Origin of the sequence: Sphingobacterium detergens (genome assembly GCF_003610355.1) — a bacterium.
GTDB classification, from domain to species: Bacteria; Bacteroidota; Bacteroidia; order Sphingobacteriales; family Sphingobacteriaceae; genus Sphingobacterium; species Sphingobacterium detergens.
The window spans coordinates 1,968,614-1,985,018 of sequence record NZ_RAPY01000001.1; the positions used below are offsets into that span (position 1 = coordinate 1,968,614).

At 40.0% G+C, this 16,405-nt stretch carries 11 protein-coding genes; 3 read left to right on the forward strand and 8 right to left on the reverse strand.

All coding sequences use genetic code 11. The features are described from left to right. Positions 1–363 precede the first annotated feature (363 nt). The 3 genes from DFQ12_RS08675 to DFQ12_RS08685 form a co-directional block, all read right to left on the reverse strand. Positions 364–1,542 carry a purple acid phosphatase family protein gene (locus DFQ12_RS08675; RefSeq protein WP_120258538.1) on the reverse strand — a complete coding sequence of 393 codons (1,179 nt, stop codon included), beginning with the start codon at positions 1,540–1,542 and terminating at the stop codon, positions 364–366. Positions 1,543–1,610: 68 nt separating this feature from the next. Continuing rightward, positions 1,611–3,353, reverse strand: a complete 1,743-nt coding sequence (locus DFQ12_RS08680; protein ID WP_120258539.1) for a RagB/SusD family nutrient uptake outer membrane protein — start codon at positions 3,351–3,353, stop codon at positions 1,611–1,613. Between the two features lie 4 nt (positions 3,354–3,357). Beyond that, entirely contained in the window at positions 3,358–6,624 is a 3,267-nt protein-coding gene (locus tag DFQ12_RS08685; RefSeq protein WP_120258540.1) for a SusC/RagA family TonB-linked outer membrane protein, read from the reverse strand. A gap of 390 nt (positions 6,625–7,014) precedes the next feature. Here DFQ12_RS08685 and DFQ12_RS08690 point away from each other — a divergent pair, with 390 nt between their 5' ends. Further along, positions 7,015–8,157 carry a TlpA family protein disulfide reductase gene (locus DFQ12_RS08690; RefSeq protein WP_120258541.1) on the forward strand — a complete coding sequence of 381 codons (1,143 nt, stop codon included), beginning with the start codon at positions 7,015–7,017 and terminating at the stop codon, positions 8,155–8,157. A 49-nt stretch (positions 8,158–8,206) separates the two neighbouring features. On the opposite strand, the gene DFQ12_RS08695 is transcribed toward DFQ12_RS08690, so the two are convergent. Continuing rightward, on the reverse strand, positions 8,207–9,094 hold the full coding sequence (locus DFQ12_RS08695) for an SPL family radical SAM protein (RefSeq protein WP_120258542.1): 888 nt from the start codon (positions 9,092–9,094) through the stop codon (positions 8,207–8,209). A 15-nt stretch (positions 9,095–9,109) separates the two neighbouring features. Continuing rightward, on the reverse strand, positions 9,110–9,523 hold the full coding sequence (locus tag DFQ12_RS08700) for a GNAT family N-acetyltransferase (protein ID WP_120258543.1): 414 nt from the start codon (positions 9,521–9,523) through the stop codon (positions 9,110–9,112). Between the two features lie 298 nt (positions 9,524–9,821). Between DFQ12_RS08700 and DFQ12_RS08705 the strand changes: the two genes are divergently transcribed. Both DFQ12_RS08705 and DFQ12_RS08710 read left to right on the forward strand, forming a co-directional pair. Further along, on the forward strand, positions 9,822–10,658 hold the full coding sequence (locus DFQ12_RS08705) for a cold-shock protein (protein WP_147420362.1): 837 nt from the start codon (positions 9,822–9,824) through the stop codon (positions 10,656–10,658). Between the two features lie 213 nt (positions 10,659–10,871). Next, on the forward strand, positions 10,872–11,342 hold the full coding sequence (locus DFQ12_RS08710) for a hypothetical protein (RefSeq protein ID WP_120258545.1): 471 nt from the start codon (positions 10,872–10,874) through the stop codon (positions 11,340–11,342). Between the two features lie 27 nt (positions 11,343–11,369). Here DFQ12_RS08710 and DFQ12_RS08715 read toward each other — a convergent pair whose 3' ends face one another. The 3 genes from DFQ12_RS08715 to DFQ12_RS08725 form a co-directional block, all read right to left on the reverse strand. Beyond that, the gene (locus DFQ12_RS08715) at positions 11,370–13,136 is read right to left on the reverse strand and encodes an alpha-L-fucosidase (RefSeq protein ID WP_208642473.1); all 1,767 of its coding nucleotides are present in this window, start codon (positions 13,134–13,136) and stop codon (positions 11,370–11,372) included. Between the two features lie 33 nt (positions 13,137–13,169). Continuing rightward, a complete protein-coding gene (locus tag DFQ12_RS08720) occupies positions 13,170–14,453 on the reverse strand; it encodes a Gfo/Idh/MocA family protein (RefSeq protein WP_120258546.1) in 1,284 nt (427 codons plus the stop codon). 174 nt (positions 14,454–14,627) lie between these two features. Continuing rightward, a complete protein-coding gene (locus DFQ12_RS08725) occupies positions 14,628–16,304 on the reverse strand; it encodes an FAD-binding dehydrogenase (RefSeq protein WP_120258547.1) in 1,677 nt (558 codons plus the stop codon). Positions 16,305–16,405 lie beyond the last annotated feature (101 nt).

Below are 16,405 nucleotides of genomic sequence, written 5' to 3' on the forward strand. Positions count from 1 at the left end.
ACGCATCTAGAAATACGCTTGTTTAAAACCGTTCTAAACAGCTGCAAATATAGGCTATTCTAAAGCATTTATTAAAATTATTTTTAATAAATCTAAATTACATATCGCAACATAACTCAGTAAATAAATAAAAAAACGCACAAAAACGAATACTAATATTACCTCCACAACTTAATAATAGGTTATAAATGGGGGAATTTAAGGGCAGGTAAAAAACGGAAAAAACCTTGTTTCGATGACGGGCGCTTCGTCGACGAAAACAATCCGAGAGCTTTAATTAGGAAAAATTACCATTAAAACCGGGGTTTCATCGGTAAAAAAGGTCTGTCTTAGGAATAAGAACAGACCTCGAATGCTCGGTAATTAGTGTAGGGGTGTTATAGTTACTTCATCAATAAGTTTCCCCTGTTGGTCAATAATTTTAAAAGACCCTTTAGCAGCTAAATCTACTTTAAGCAAATTATTATTAGAGTTTACGATAACAGGAAAATTGACCTTATCAGACACCTGTTTAATGATATGTCTATGCAAATGTCCGCACAACATAATTTGCGCTCCGGATCTATTTAGAATAGGAACAAATTTATCCAAGATTTCCTGTTCGCCATGCCAACCGCCAAATGGTGGCATATGACATATGATTATCTTATATTTTGCATCTTTATAATCCGGTTTTTCCACGGCTTCCTCCAACCATTTTGCTTGTTCTGTACGGTAATTATCCATCTCTACAATGCCACTGTATTCCATATCAGAATCTGGCTTATCCTCACCACAATCCAACACGATAAAAGCAGTTTCACCGTGCTTAAATTGATAATAAAGCTTTCCTGTCGGTGTCGGGAAGTATTGTGGATAGGTAATGGCAAATGGCCCTCGGGTTTCATGGTTCCCTCTTGAATAGAACATAGGTTTCTCACTCGCAAATCGTTTGATTGCCGTATCCATAAAACCGTCAAACATCTGTTGTTCACTCAATAAATTATCGACCATATCACCATTAAAAACAATAAAGTCCTGCTTAGGGAGATCAGAGAGATCAAGTAATTTATTCAACACATCGTTACGACCATGAATATCATTAACCACAGCGAAGCGGGTTACTTTAGCCGGTCCGAGCGTAGTAAATGCCAGCGGTTCCTGTCGATATACATTGGTTGCTACAATTTTCCCGTATTCCACATTGACGCCAACGTGTTTAGTTACCTCTTGGCTATATACCCGATAACGGTATTTTGTCCCTGGTTTTAATCCATTTAAATTCACTTGGTGAACAGTCCCGACTTTTTTAAAACCATAGGCTGCAGCATAATGTTTGGGTCGTTCAATATGATAAAAATGACTCGAATCATCTGGCGCCAATTCTACCCAACCTGTTGCTGGGCGATTAGTTGTCCATATAATGGACACAGAGTGATCTGTCAAGCCTTGGATATAAGGCAAGTGTGTCAAGCTAACTTTTTCATCCTGCTGTGCATTACAGTGCAAGGTTACAAACTGTAGTGAGAAGATCACTGCAATACATTGGAGGTACTTATACATAAGATTTAAATTAGGTTTAAAAACTAAGGTCACTCATCAGGGATGAGTGACCTAAAATACGAAAATTCTTAATTTCCCCAACCGGGGTTTTGCTTTAAGTTCTTATTTAACTGCAGTTCCTGCACTGGTATCGGGTATAAATAATCTTTAGTTTCATCGAATGCTTTTTTAATATGCGAATTGATGATCACATTTCCTTTATTTCCATTTTCTAGGGTAATTTCTGACCCGAGTTTCAGCAACTGTATTCCCGGGGCAGTAGGCTTGTCTCCTTCATAGATCCAGATATCATCTTTACCATCATTGTCCAGGTCAAATTTGCCTGTACCAGGAAAGTACATCCCTTTAAACTGCCTTGTCACCAACTTCCCACTTTTCCATCGCAGAATATCATCCCACCGAAAAGATTCCATCACCAGTTCAATACGACGTTCTCTTCGTATTTCAAGTATCCCCCCTTTCATATCACCATTGACATTTGTATAATCTTTTGTAAGAAATGCATCTGGATTCGCTTTAACCTGTTCCAAATTTAAATTAGGCATCCCCACGCGATCGCGAAGTAATTTGATCGATTTATCTATATCAGTTTGACTTAATATTCCCAATTCCGCTTTGGCTTCAGCATAGTTTAGCAGTACTTCTGCATATCTAAATATCGGCATATCGTTTTCAGACCGGTTGAAATTATCATATTTTACATCGCCTACAAATTTAATCAACTGGTATCCAGTCACTGAATTCCCAAAATTGGGCGGAATAGTTGCAGCGCCACCGATACGTTTATATCCCGGTGTCCTTATAGTTTGGCTCAAACGAGGATCACGATTTAGTATTTCTTCCTTAAACGTCATTGTTTGATAGTTTGCTTTATCCGTAAATCTGGTTCCATCTTTCATCAAATAAGAATCCACCAAATTTTTATCCAGCCCCGGCTTACCATAGGAAGCTGTAATCGTATAATAATTAACATTATGCCAGATCTGCAGTGCATCCGAGAATTTTCGAGCTAATATAACCTCTTGAGGTAGACTATTGACACTATAGAACAGTGCAGCATATGAATTTACACCTGCGGCGTTATATATACTATACTGCCCTCCTTCAATAACCTTATTGGCAGCATCCGCAGCTTTCTCCAGTAACTCATTCGCCCCTGACAAATTAAATTCAGTATGATATTTTCTAAAGGTTCCCTCAAAAAGAGCCACTCGGGATTTTAATGCCAAGGCAGTCCATTTCGTTACTTTTTCATCACTTTTTACTGAAGAGAGATGTTCAATTGCATAATCCAAATCAGCCAGGATGTTCGTTACAACAAGCGTCCGAGGGTCACGGGGCTTTGTTAATTGTTCCTCATTATTTTGGTCTATCACCTTATCATACCAAGGCACATCGCCAAAACGCTTTAATTTATCGAAGTAAAAATAAGCACGAAAGAATCTAGCCTCCGCTGCATAGGGTGCAGCAGCCGCCTCCGGAACAGTATTAAAACAGTTTTCCAAAAAATAATTAATGTTCCGTAGATTAGCCCAGCTCCATCCACCTCCGCTGATAGGCACCTGTCTTTTCCCAGTCAGTTCATCATCTAATGTTGTTTTAACAATATTATCAACCGACTCATTATAGACACCTTCAGCCGAAGGCAAGGCCGCATCGTAAAATGATTTTGTAAATAACCCCAGATCTTTTTCTGTTTTAAACGAATCTTCAGGTCTAACGGCAGACTCAGGGAAACGTTCCAAATAATCTTTCTTACAGGCTGTCAAACCTGTACTCAACAAGATGTATATAAAAAATATTTTTTTCATGATATTAAAAAGTTAAATCTAGACCAAAAGAAAATGTTTTAGAGACAGGATAGGATCTTCCATTTGCTTCCTGCGCAGATTGTTCAGGATCAATATATTTGGAGCGAAGCTTTGTTGCAGTCCAGATATTTTCCCCTGAGACATAGATTCGTGCATTGGCCAATCTCACACGTTTCAACCAAGCCTGAGGCATCGTATACCCTACCGTTAAATTCTTTAAGCGTATATAAGCTAAATCCTGCAAATAACGATCTGATTTTACATTTAGAGACCCGCGATCATTCAAAGCGATATAACCCCTCAGCAATGGGAAATAAGCATCCGTATTCTCAGGCGTCCATACATCATTTTCAAAATCTTTAGGTACAAAAGAGTAATACGGTCTCGAATAAGGACCCCAGAATTTGTCCGCATTCGCGCCAGGCCACCAATGCTGCCTACCAATCCCCTGAAAGAATGCCGACACATCAAAACCCTGCCAATTTGCACCTAGATTAAAACCAAAATTATAACGCGCTCTACTATTTCCTATAACCACCTGATCTCCAGGATTCATCAGGGTATTATCGCCGGCATCAACTTTTCCATCCGGAACACCGTCGTTACCTCCAATATCAACGAACCTTAGATCTCCAGGTCGTAATTTTGACCAGTCTCCGGGAGCTGCTAGCCGTTGTTTATCAACATAATCCTGATTAACCTTCCAATTATCAATTTCTGATTGGGACTGGAAGAAGCCATCTGTTTGATACCCCCAAATTTCACCCAATGTCTGACCTACATAATAATTACTCAACAACATCTCCTTGTTATCAAAACGCGTGATCTTTGCTTTGGAATCCGACAGACCAATCCCAATATTATATCCAAAAGGTTTTCCATTTAATTCAAGTTGATCTCGCCAGGCCACAGCAAGTTCCCAACCCTTATTCCTTAAGTCTCCCGCATTGGTCTTTGGTGACGCTGAACCATATACAGCCGGCAATGTTTTTCCTGGAATTAACATGTCCAATGTATTTCGGATAAAATAATCCGCGGAGACCGTTAGTTTACTTCTAAAAAACTCCAGATCCGTACCGAAATTCAATGTATTTGTTCGCTCCCATGTCAAATCTGACGAAATGGGAGTAGGCGCACTTAAATACTGGGTCTTTGCACCATTGGTTATGTAGTTGGACAATCCTGCGTTTAGCAATTGGATATAACCATATTCCGTTGCTTCCTGCGCATTTCCGAGCGCGCCATAAGACACCCTAAATTTTGCTTCGTTCAAAACCGGCTTCAAACGCTCCATAAACGCCTCTTCTGATAAACGCCAGCCACCGGAAAAAGATGGAAAGAATCCGTAACGCTGATTCGAGGGAAATTTAGAGGTTCCATCGTAACGACCATTAACTTCCAGTAGATACTTCCCTTTATAATTATAATTCAACCTTCCGAAAAAGCCGCGCAATGCCCAGGTATTTGCATTTCCAAGCAATTGCATTTGCCCTGTTCCTAATGCAAAATCATTCAGATCTTCTGACAGTAAGTTGTTATGTGTCCCGCCAATACGTTTATAACCGGTAGTTTCCTGGTTAAAGCCTACTGTAGCACCAATCTGATGATCCCCCAATTGCTTATTATAATTTGCAAAAAGATTCAGCGAATGCTTAGGCCTATTGATAATGGTTTCGGTATAGGTATCGTTGCCTAAATAATTGATTACACCAGGAAAAACCGACCAGGGAGCTGTAGTTCTTCTATTCCAATTATGAATCGGATTGTAGGTGAAGGTATAGTTCCCCGTAACTGTTAAATCCCTTGTCAACTGAAATATAGCTTCAAACATATTGATAAATTCATATTTATCCTCCCCTCCTTTTGATTTCCCATGCAATAAGTCTGCGTATATTCCATCACCAATGTTGTAATTATTAAGTTCTGTTCTATACGTTGCAGTACCATCTGGGTTCATTGGCACGTAAGACGGTAATGCATGTACGGTAGTCGAAATAAAGTTATTATTGTTGTCGGGATTGGTAGCCCAACCTGGATAGGTATAGTTTTGATAATTAAGCTGTGTATTCGCTCCAACTTTTAACCAGGGCGTAACCTGTGCATTTATCCTTGACCTTACGTTGTAGCCATCAAATTTATCCTGATTGATTTTCATCAATCCACCTTTCTCGTAGAGACGCCCCGAGATATAGTAATCAATTTTTTCGGTCCCTCCAGAAAAGTTCAGAGAATGTTCCATCGACGCCTGCGTCTTACGGTACATCTCGTTCCACCAGTCTGTATTTCCGTAGTACACATATTGATCCTTTCCATTTCTATTTTGGATCACGACGGAAGGTAAGGAAGGGTCTGTTTTTCTTTTCAATAATTCCGCATAATCCTCTTCGGTATAGCCGGTGTAACTATTACCGGTGGCCCGGATAAAAGCCTCATCATTCAATCTAGCGGCATCATATCCACTTGTCATAAAATCAGTTCTGACGGTAAGTCCAGACCAACCGAAATTATTACTATAATTGATATTCATTTTACCGGCCTTTCCTCTTTTGGTTGTCACCAACATTACGCCAAATGCCCCTCTTGCACCATAAATAGCTGCTGCGGACGCATCTTTTAGGACAGAAATTGATTCGATGTCTCTGGGATTGATGGTATTAATACTACCTGGTACCCCATCAATAAGAATAAGTGGCTGTGCATTCGCAGAATTGATCGAAGCGAAACCACGGATATTTACATTTCCTTCGCCACCGGGTCTTCCATTTGTAAACGTAATGTTTAAATTAGGGATTGCTCCCTGCAAGGCTTGCGTAGCATTGGCAACAGGTCGATTTTCAAGTACCTTTGAGTCAATTTGTGTTACCGCTCCGGTCAGATTAACTTTCTTTTGTTTACCATAGCCTACAACAATAACTTCGTCAAGTGATTGATCCGTAGATACCATTTTTATCGTCAATGCCGTTGATTCGATTTTTAGTTGTTGCGTTTCAAATCCAACTATTGATATTTTCAACAGTTGTCCAATTTTCCCTTGAATAATAAAAGCACCACTGGCGTCAGTTTGGGTAGATTTTCCGGTGGATGTGTTTAATATTGAAGCTCCAGCAATCGGTTCGCCGGCAACATTTTTCACAAGACCACTGATAGATTCTTGAAATTTGGAGGGAATTTCAACATTTGGGATAGCTGTCAGAAAGAGGGGCCTGCTCTCCGCCCAGCCGCTCAAAGACATCCCGATCATTACAGGAAGTAATACGTGTTTCGTTTTCATGATTTTGGTTTTGTTTTTCTTCGGTTACAAAGAAAGGTTATTTAATATTTGTAAATTATTAATAAAGTATTACTAAACAATTAAACTACAACCGGTTAAGTCAATGTTAAGATAACGTATTTTTAACATAAAAAAAGCATTATATTTTTATTTATACAGATAAAATTTACCTAAAAACATTAATAAAAAACACAACACACTGAAAAGCAAATACATATGGACAACCAGAATATTAACACAATAGCTTATTATCCGCAAAACGAAATGTAACATATTTAACACAAAAAGAAGCAAATACAAATTAAAAACAAATGAAGACGAAACAATTAAAAAGATTAACCACAGATAGTTAATCAACTATTTTTATTAATTTAGAGTAAACATTTAATTATGAGCAGGTCTATTTTCGTTTTCATCCTCACCTTTTTGGCAATCAGCAATAGTTATGGCCAAAACATTCGGTTAAAATTTAAAGTCTATGCTGATACCTTACCTGTATATAGCTACATATTGATGGATGAAGATGTCTTCAAAACGGAAATTAAAAATGGAACTGGTGAGTTTGTCATAAACAAGATTATTGATAAAGGGCATTTCAATTTTGCGCAATTAGCTCTATCGGATAGCGCATTCACAAGCCGGGAAGATTTCTCCAGTTTTTTCCGTAGACATAAAATTTTTCCACCCAACTTTTTTTATTCTCTTATTATAGATTCTAGTGATCTAACAATGGATATAGATATAAAAACACATCAATTAAAAGTATATGGAAGCGATTTGAACAAGCAATTTTCTGAATTTGAAACCATCGCAAAGAGTCTCGATTTAACCCATATTCCAGCTATGGAGGAACAGATTAAAGGTGATAACAATAGAATGGCCAGATTCCTAAAAATTCTTGCAAAATATCCGGCAAATAAGCTCAGTGAAGAGTATCTAACACATCTCTTAGAAAACCCTAGTTTTTCTTTTTATAATTCTAACACTGTATTTCAACATAAAGATTCAATTTATCAGCTTATTCAGCGATTAAAGAAAGAAAATTCACCTTATTTTGATAGCGGACGGATCTTAAAAAAATATCAGAGCATGGTTGCATTATATGAACCAAAAGAAAATGTGCCTGTCCCTAGTTTTCTCATAACAAATGCTAAAGGACAATCAAAATATATTAAGGAGCTTTACAACAGTACCGATTACCTAATCATTGATTTTTGGGGCACATGGTGCGGTCCCTGTATAGCTCAGCACCCTGAACTACAGCGTATCGTTAATGCGTATAAAGCTAACGGAAAATTTAAATTTGTAGGTATAGCTGTTAATGACAAATTTGCAAGCTGGAAGCAGTATTTGGAAAAACATGTGTATACCTATGAAAACTACATATTCCAAGACAGCGATTACCCCAACCTTCGAAAGGAATTGGGTATATATTCATTTCCACGTTATGTTATCGTCAATACAAAGGAAAACAAGGTTGTCCGATCTAATTTTCAGATCAATCAACTTCGTGACATATTAAATACATTGTAACTATAACGATGGGAATCAGCAAAATGGGGAGCAAATTGTAATAAAGCGATTAACAGAAAAGGCTATCCCGCAATCCATATTGTAAACACAACGATTTAGCCTTATCTGTAAAAGCTTGACGATAGTAGTCTGGTAATTTACCATCTGCGCCAAATAAACGCTGATACTTTTGTATTAGATTTGGATAATGCTTTTCAATAGCGCGCATGACCAGGGCTCTATTATCCGCTGGATCACTCCCATATAAAGCAAGGGTAGCAGGAAAAATATAGCTGGCACCGATAGTCTGAAAAGTCTGAAATAGCAGTTCCAGGTTCGCTCCAGAATCCGATATATAGGGCAACAGTGGCATCAGACTAACCCCACTATGGAGTCCGTGTTCACATGCTTGCGCTAATGCATCCAATCGTAGCGAGGGTGATGGAGCTCCCGGCTCAAAAATCCGCGCTACATGATCGTCTATTGTCGAAAATGAAAAGGTAACAAAAGCCTTATGTGTTAATTTTGACTGGAGATCTTCAGGAAGTATTGCTTCTGTATCGATCCGTTTCAACACATCAAAATCTCGGGTAACTAAGTTCGACTTCGTAATAATATGCACCGGAAAACGATAGTGTAAGATTACCTCCAATAACTGTCTGGTAAGCAATTCGGACTCCTCCATTTGCAGATAAGGATCTGTTACAGAAGAAAGGACAATAATTCCATATTGTTTTTTACGCGCACGTATTGCCAGCTGCTTTTCCAGCAATTCGACAGCATTACTCTTCATACTCAGTTTTTCAGCCATATTGATCCCGTACTTACTTCCCCGGATATAACAATACAAACAATTAAAATAGCAACCACTATAGGGATTTAATGTATAATCGTCAAGAAACCAAGGATCTCTTTGTTTTGTCTTATTCAGGATGGATTTCACAATTATACGATGCATAATAGCCTATTCATTTTAAAACTTTCTACCCATACCTCTCGATGCGGGCCACACTTCCTTAAAACCATATTGCGCATAGAGCTGAAAAGCCGGACCATCAGCTATTAAACTGACATAGCAGCTATCTGGCAGGTTCGAATTCATGTATTCATCAAGTTTCTGCATAATCAGTTTTCCAAGTCCTTTTTTCTGATGTTCGGGAAGCACGCAGATATCAACGACCTGACAATGGCAAGCACCATCGCCAACGATCCTACCCATACCTACTATTTCATTATCGTTGTCCTCATCCAAAATAGCCACACAGCATAAGGAATTTTCCATTCCTAGACGTGCAGCTTCCTCCGTTTTTGGAGATAACCCGGACTGTTGTCTTAAAAATTGATAGCGTTTATAATCTATCTTCTGATATACGGCTTGATAGTGCATAGTAAAATGATGAGTTTATTTGTTATGAAATTATTCATAATAATACATTTTTCAAAACTGCGTTGATTATACACTAACAAAAGACACCTACATCGTTATTGTAAAACTCGAATTCCAGTCAGGGATCAACAAGCTATTTATCCGTAGATCAATCAACTGACTTGTTTTCGTTGTATCTTGACAACCAGAAAATCATTTCAGAAGAGCTAATGCATTAAAAAAATCTCTTTATTCATTGGATAATCGCAAATATTTAATTTTCAATGCATAATAAATATTTTTCATTACCTTTATAGCATTGAAACAAAACTCAACACCAGCCATGTTTATCGGCGCTGTCAAATGGTTCGACAATAACAAAGGATTTGGTACCCTTGCGTTACCTTCCGGAGAAGAACTCTTTGTGCATATACGCAGGTTTAAAATCCCTCCAGAGCATATTATCCAGCCTGGTGAGGTAATAGTCGGAGACAAGAAATCGGATCCCAAGCGGAACGGTTACTTAGCCCACAACTGTAAAATCCTCAAAAGGCCTGAAGATTGGAAATTCGTTATCTCCCTTCTGGACAAGGACCATATCGTACTCATCCCCGATAACCACGGCCACGAGCAAAAGCACAACCTCACCTCATTAGCAGCAAGACAATTACTACGAACCCAGGGCAAAGACAATGTAGTTTCTATGTTGACTTCTCACTTTGATTTCCGGTTCAACTGTTCCATTTTCATGACTTATGCCGAATTACTTGACAAAAGCATTTCGGGCACCTTCGAAAAAGAAACGGCAACAGAGCTTCTCTCTCAGGTATTTAAGTACTTCGGAAACCATGTCTCACATCAGATCCTATTTCGGGTATGGAAAGAAAGAATGTTCAGATATATCGGCTATCCAGCTGATGGTGACTATGAGATTCCTGAAGAAGTGCTGAACCTGAACGCAACGGAGATCAATTATGATGATTTAACAAGAATCAGAGACTACAGTTTTGGTAAATCCTTCTGTAACGAATTTGTAGAGGCTTTATTTGATGATTTAGAAACAATGGACAAGCAGGATATTGAGCCCCTGATCCCTTATATTGATTTCCTTGAAAACGAAGAGTCTATTGAGAAAATTAATCTAATCATGCAGTAAGATCAGCACCATTTTACTGCTCTTCTTCCTACTTGTTTATCTATCAGCGGATTCGACAATGGGAGAACACCGAAAAAACCAGCAGAAGAATTAAATCAAGAAGAAAACAAATAAAACAACAGTCTTTCAAATATTAAGATAAACGAGTAATTTAGTTAGTGCAAAGCGACTATTAAAACAAGATAAAGCGGTAAGATTAACTAAATTAAAATAATGCAAGAATTGTTATATACATTACTATTTCGACAGCTATCCGATCATTTTTATCTAATAGACTCTTTCCAGAACGACGATAATTTTATAGTGACCTTGCTCCTTATGGGCTCACTTGTTTTTCTGGCACTCGCGGTAATAAGCATCCTTCTTGGCTTACTTTTTATCGTCACAATCATCCTACTCATTAGTGCGGGCATTATTTCAACATCTGTTATCGTCGGATTACAACAGCGGTCCATAACCAAAGGTTTCAAAACCCTATTTCTTTCCTCAGCCATATTGGGCAGTAGCATTGTTTCCGTTATATTTTGCATTTTCCTAAATGCAGTTTATGACTGGAGCAGCAATAACATGGCCATTCTAATCGGCCTCGTCCTAGGGATTATTTTGGGTACAGGCCTAGGCTTACTTGCCTTTAAAGCGATGGCCGGACTAATCCGATTTTTGATGAGTAAGTATCGAAAGTAATACCCATCTTCGCAAATCCCCCCCTTCCTATTCCACATATTTAAACCGAAGCGCAGTCAGACTCGCCTTATCACCATTGCCTTCGATCAACGAAACAGTTATTTTATATCGTCCAGCCTTTTCAAATTTCATCCAGCCCCAGGGATACCAGTTATAGACATGGGCCGACTCTTGTTGGTTTTGAACAACCTCGCCCGCTGAATTTTCAATACGCCATACCATCCTTCCTTCGCCTGCATAATTCATGTCTACCTGATAATAACCAGGCTTTTTTACAGCTATTTCATAGGAGAACTTACTTTTTCCTGTCCATTTACTGACCTGAACAACATGTTTCCATTCACCAAATTTCTCCATCCACGATTTTCCTTCTTTATTACAGCCCTCCACCTCTCCAAAATCAACAGGGATAACGGTTTCCAGTGCTGGATCAACCCCCAGCATTTTTTCGACCTGAGGTGTACCGTTTAACTTAACCTCGATGACAGATACCATCTTTTCGGGGGCAATTTTCGGAATATCAATTTTAAGCCAGTCTTTTTCAAGTGTATAATTCAATTTTTCTTGATCTTTCGAACCCCGGAGTTTAATCGACTGAACCCCTTTGGTCAAGCCCGGAACGTATAAGGTTCCATCTGCAGGCCAATGATAGACCAGTAAGGAAATACGATCCCCCTGCACGGTGGCATCGCCCCAAGGTAGCGCATGCTTCCAAGGTGATGCTTGCGCACCATAAACCGTTTCGGGATAACGCTTGATCCAAGCACCTGCATTGCGCAGAGCCAAACCCGCCTGATCCGGAATAGAACCATCCGGTTTCGGGCCTACATTCAGCATGTATGTTCCCCCACGTGCGACAGTTGATAGTGTACGTTGTAATATTTCCTGGCTACTCTTCCAATTATTGTCATACCAAGCATAGCCCCAGGAATCATTAGTCACATCAACCGTTTCCCAAATGCCATCCACATTCTCCCGAGGCACTTCCATGTCACCAAGAGTAGAATAATCTCCGAGCCCATGTCCTACCCTTCCTGACACATAGGCTCCCGGTTGATTCTTGTGTACCAGTTCAACAAGCTTCTGTGCGTATTTTTTATCCATTCCACCCGGCGTATCAAACCATACCAGTTCTATAGGACCATAGCCTGTTGTAATTTGCTGTACCTCAGGATAGCATTTCTCCCAAAAGTAATCGTCAAAAGATTTCGCTTTCCCCTGTGCATCAACCTTTGGCCCACCGTTTCCACCGGGATAAGTCCAATCCTGATTTTGAGAATAATAAAATCCAAAACCGATGCCGCCTTCTTTACAAGCTTGCGCCAATTCGATCATTGGATCACGTTTAAAATCCGTCGCATCGACAATATTGAATGGGTTTACTTTCGAATGAAACATCGAAAATCCGTCATGGTGTTTACTGGTAATAACGATATAACGCATTCCAGCATCTTTTGCCAGCTGCACGATCGCTTTGGCATCAAAGTGATCCGGATGAAAGGAAGATGCCGCCAACTTATATTCTGCTGGCGAAATATTCGCCATACTCTTGTTCATAAGCCATTCTCCGATTCCATAAAAGGTTTTTCCCTGCCATTTATTTGCTAATTGGGAATAGATACCCCAATGAATAAATAGCGCATATTTCCCCTCCCGAAACAGCTTTCCTCTATTTTGTGAAACAACACCTTTCCCGCCTGCACCATCCCACATCTCTTCCATTCGTTGCGCAAGGACCTCCTGCGTGCATAGCGCACTGATCACTGCCCCCAATACAATATTTTTAAAACTCATCTATAAAAACTTTTGATACGTTTGGGTACAACATTATACCTTAGGCATACTATACCCATTTTGATAACTTTTAGCCAAGTAGCGATCTGCCTCCCTATCATTGAAAGTTCGCTTATTTTTATCCCAAAATAATTTTTTCTTGCTACGATAAGCAATATTCCCCATTTGAGAGAAAATGGCAATATGAGCACCCGCTTCGATCGGCGCATGAAGTCCTTCACTGGATTTATTTCGAACTGCCGTTATAAAATTGACCATATGTTTATCGAGCCCATTATCTTTTGAAGGTTGAAAAGCAACAGCTTCCATACGTCCTTTTTCAGGAATGACCTCCCAACCTTCACGATTAACGACTAACGTACCGTTATTACCGATAAAAGCGACACCATGTGTTTTTTGATAGGGACCAAGATCTATTCCTGTTGCCTGCTCCCATTGCACATTGAATCCATCAAACTCATACACTGTGGTTAAGCTATCCGGTGTTTCGGCTGCATCATCGGGATAAGCAAACTTTCCTCCAGCTGCCATAATGGATACCGGATCAGAAACCTTCATCCCGATCAAGGCATAATCCAACATATGGACTCCCCAATCTGTCATCAAGCCACCCGCATAATCCCAATACCACCTAAAATTGAAATGAAAACGATTGGGATTGAAAGCCCGTTTTGGAGCTGGTCCCAGCCACTTGTCATAATGAACACCTGCAGGAACGGCGGCATCTGCCAACACAGGAATACTCTTCATCCAACCTTGATAAGCCCAAGCTTTGACCAAACGGATTTTACCCAGTTTGCCACCATGTACAAATGCCATTGCATCTCTGAAATGCTGTTGACTACGTTGCCATTGCCCTACCTGTACAACACGGTTATATTTTTTCGCAGCGGCAACCATGACTTCACATTCCCGAATGGAGTTTCCAATAGGTTTTTCAACATATACGTCCTTGCCTGCTGCAACAGCATCTACCATCTGCAAGCAATGCCAATGGTCGGGTGTGGCTATGATAACAACGTCCACATCAGTTGCTTTAAGCAAATCTTTATAATCAATATAGGTTTTGACTGTAATATTTCGTTTTTTTAATTCCTCCACTCGGTTGCTGAGTATATTTTCATCTACGTCACAAAGTGCTGTACATTGGACACCGGGGACTTTCAATATTGCATTTAGATTGGACCAGCCCATACCGTTTACACCAATCAGTCCAACACGGATAAATTCAGATTGAAAGCCGAAAACACGTGTATTCGCAAATAATGTTGAGGCAGTAAGAATCCCTGCATTACGGATAAAATCTTTTCTTTTCATTGCTTAGTTTGGTTTATTTTGATTTTGCTCTACTATCTTTTTAGTAAAGACGATTCATGCAGCACTTTCCCTAGAAATAACTAATATAAGATTTAATCTTGAAGATTAGGCAAAATAACGACAATCCTTGTGTCATCGTTAAGGTTTTGACGACATTAACGAGAAACTACGGGGTTATTGGCGATGGGCTTTACCAGCAATATGTTTTCCCGCTTTCATCCCAGAAAAAATACAACCACCCAAAAATGTCCCTTCCAGTGCTCTGTAACCGTGCATACCACCGCCTCCAAAACCTGCCACCTCACCAACGGCATACAATCCTTCAATAGTATCATCATCCATCGTCAAAACCTGTGCATCAAGATTGGTTTTAAGCCCGCCTAACGTTTTACGCGTCAGCACATGGAGCCGTACGGCAATCAATGGTCCATTCTTTGGGTCCAATATCTTATGCGGAGCCGAAACCCGGCCTAGTCTATCACCAAGATATTTCCGCGTACTACGGATATAATTGACCTGCGTATCTTTAGAGAATTTGTTATCCAATTCCCGATCTCTGGCTACGATCTGTGATTTAATAGATTCATAATTTAACAGATCATCGCCAGACAGGAGGTTCATTTTGCGTACCAATTCCGACAATGTATCTGACACAATAAAATCGACTCCATTCTCCTTAAACGCTTCAACTGGACCAGGGGCCTTTTTGCCAAAAATTCGTTTGAGGAAGAGCTTATAATCCCTATTGGTGATATCTGGGTTTTGTTCGGAGCCGGAAAGTGCAAATTCTTTTTTAATGATTTTTTGTGTCAGAATAAACCAGGAATATGAATACCCGCTATCTTGGATATGCTTTAGGGTACCTAAAGTGTCAAACCCAGGTAAGAATGGCGCTGGAAGTCTATTTCCTTTTGCATCAAACCAAAGTGAGGAGGGGCCGGGTAGGATACGGATACCATGATTGGGCCAAATCGGATTCCAGTTCTGAATCCCCTCGGTATAATGCCACATACGGTCTTTATTGATCATGTGTGCCCCGACTTCTTCGGCTATACTGATCATCTTTCCATCCACATAGGCTGGAACTCCTGAAATCATATGTGCTGGTGCTTTTCCCAATCGTTCAGGCCAATTCTTCCGGACCAGCTCATGGTTGGCTCCAAGTCCACCCGAAGCGATGATAACATCTGGGGCACGGTACTCAAATGTGTCGATGACCTTTCTATTGGTCGCTGCCCCCCTTTGCTGAGCATCGGCTTCTAAAATATCGCCGAACACTCCTGTTACAGTGTTATTTTCCATTATCAGTTTCGTCACGCGATGCCTAAACTTAAATTGCAATAGTCCGCTTTTTTCAGCAGCATAAGCTTTTTCTATAAATGGTCTGACCACCCCTGTTCCGGTTCCCCAACTCACATGGAATCTGGGAACCGAATTGCCATGACCAGAAGCACTGCCATCTCCGCGCTCAGCCCAGCCTACCATAAACATGAATTTGATACCTAACTTGGTCACATACGCGTATTTCTCGCCAGCAGCAAATTTTAGGTAGGCTTCCGCCCATTGATGGGGCCAATAATCTTCAGTTCGATCAAATCCTGCGGTCCCCAACCAGTCTTGCCGCGCCAGCTCCAGGGAGTCTTTGATTCCCATGCGGCGTTGTTGTGGTGAATTGATAAGAAATAGACCTCCAAATGACCAAAAGGCCTGCCCACCAATATTTTCTTCAGTTTCCTGATCCAGTAAAAGCACCTTCTTTCCAGCATTGGTAATTTCCATAGCCGCAGTTAATCCCGCCAGACCAGTCCCTATAATGATGGCATCAGGTTTAAATTGTTGTTCTATCCGCATACTGTTTATATCAATGGATTCGATTTTCTTTACGGCTTCTTGTACGTAAGTTCATTTTTGGTTCCCTTAAATTTACCAGTTTCTCTTCTGATGTACAAAGA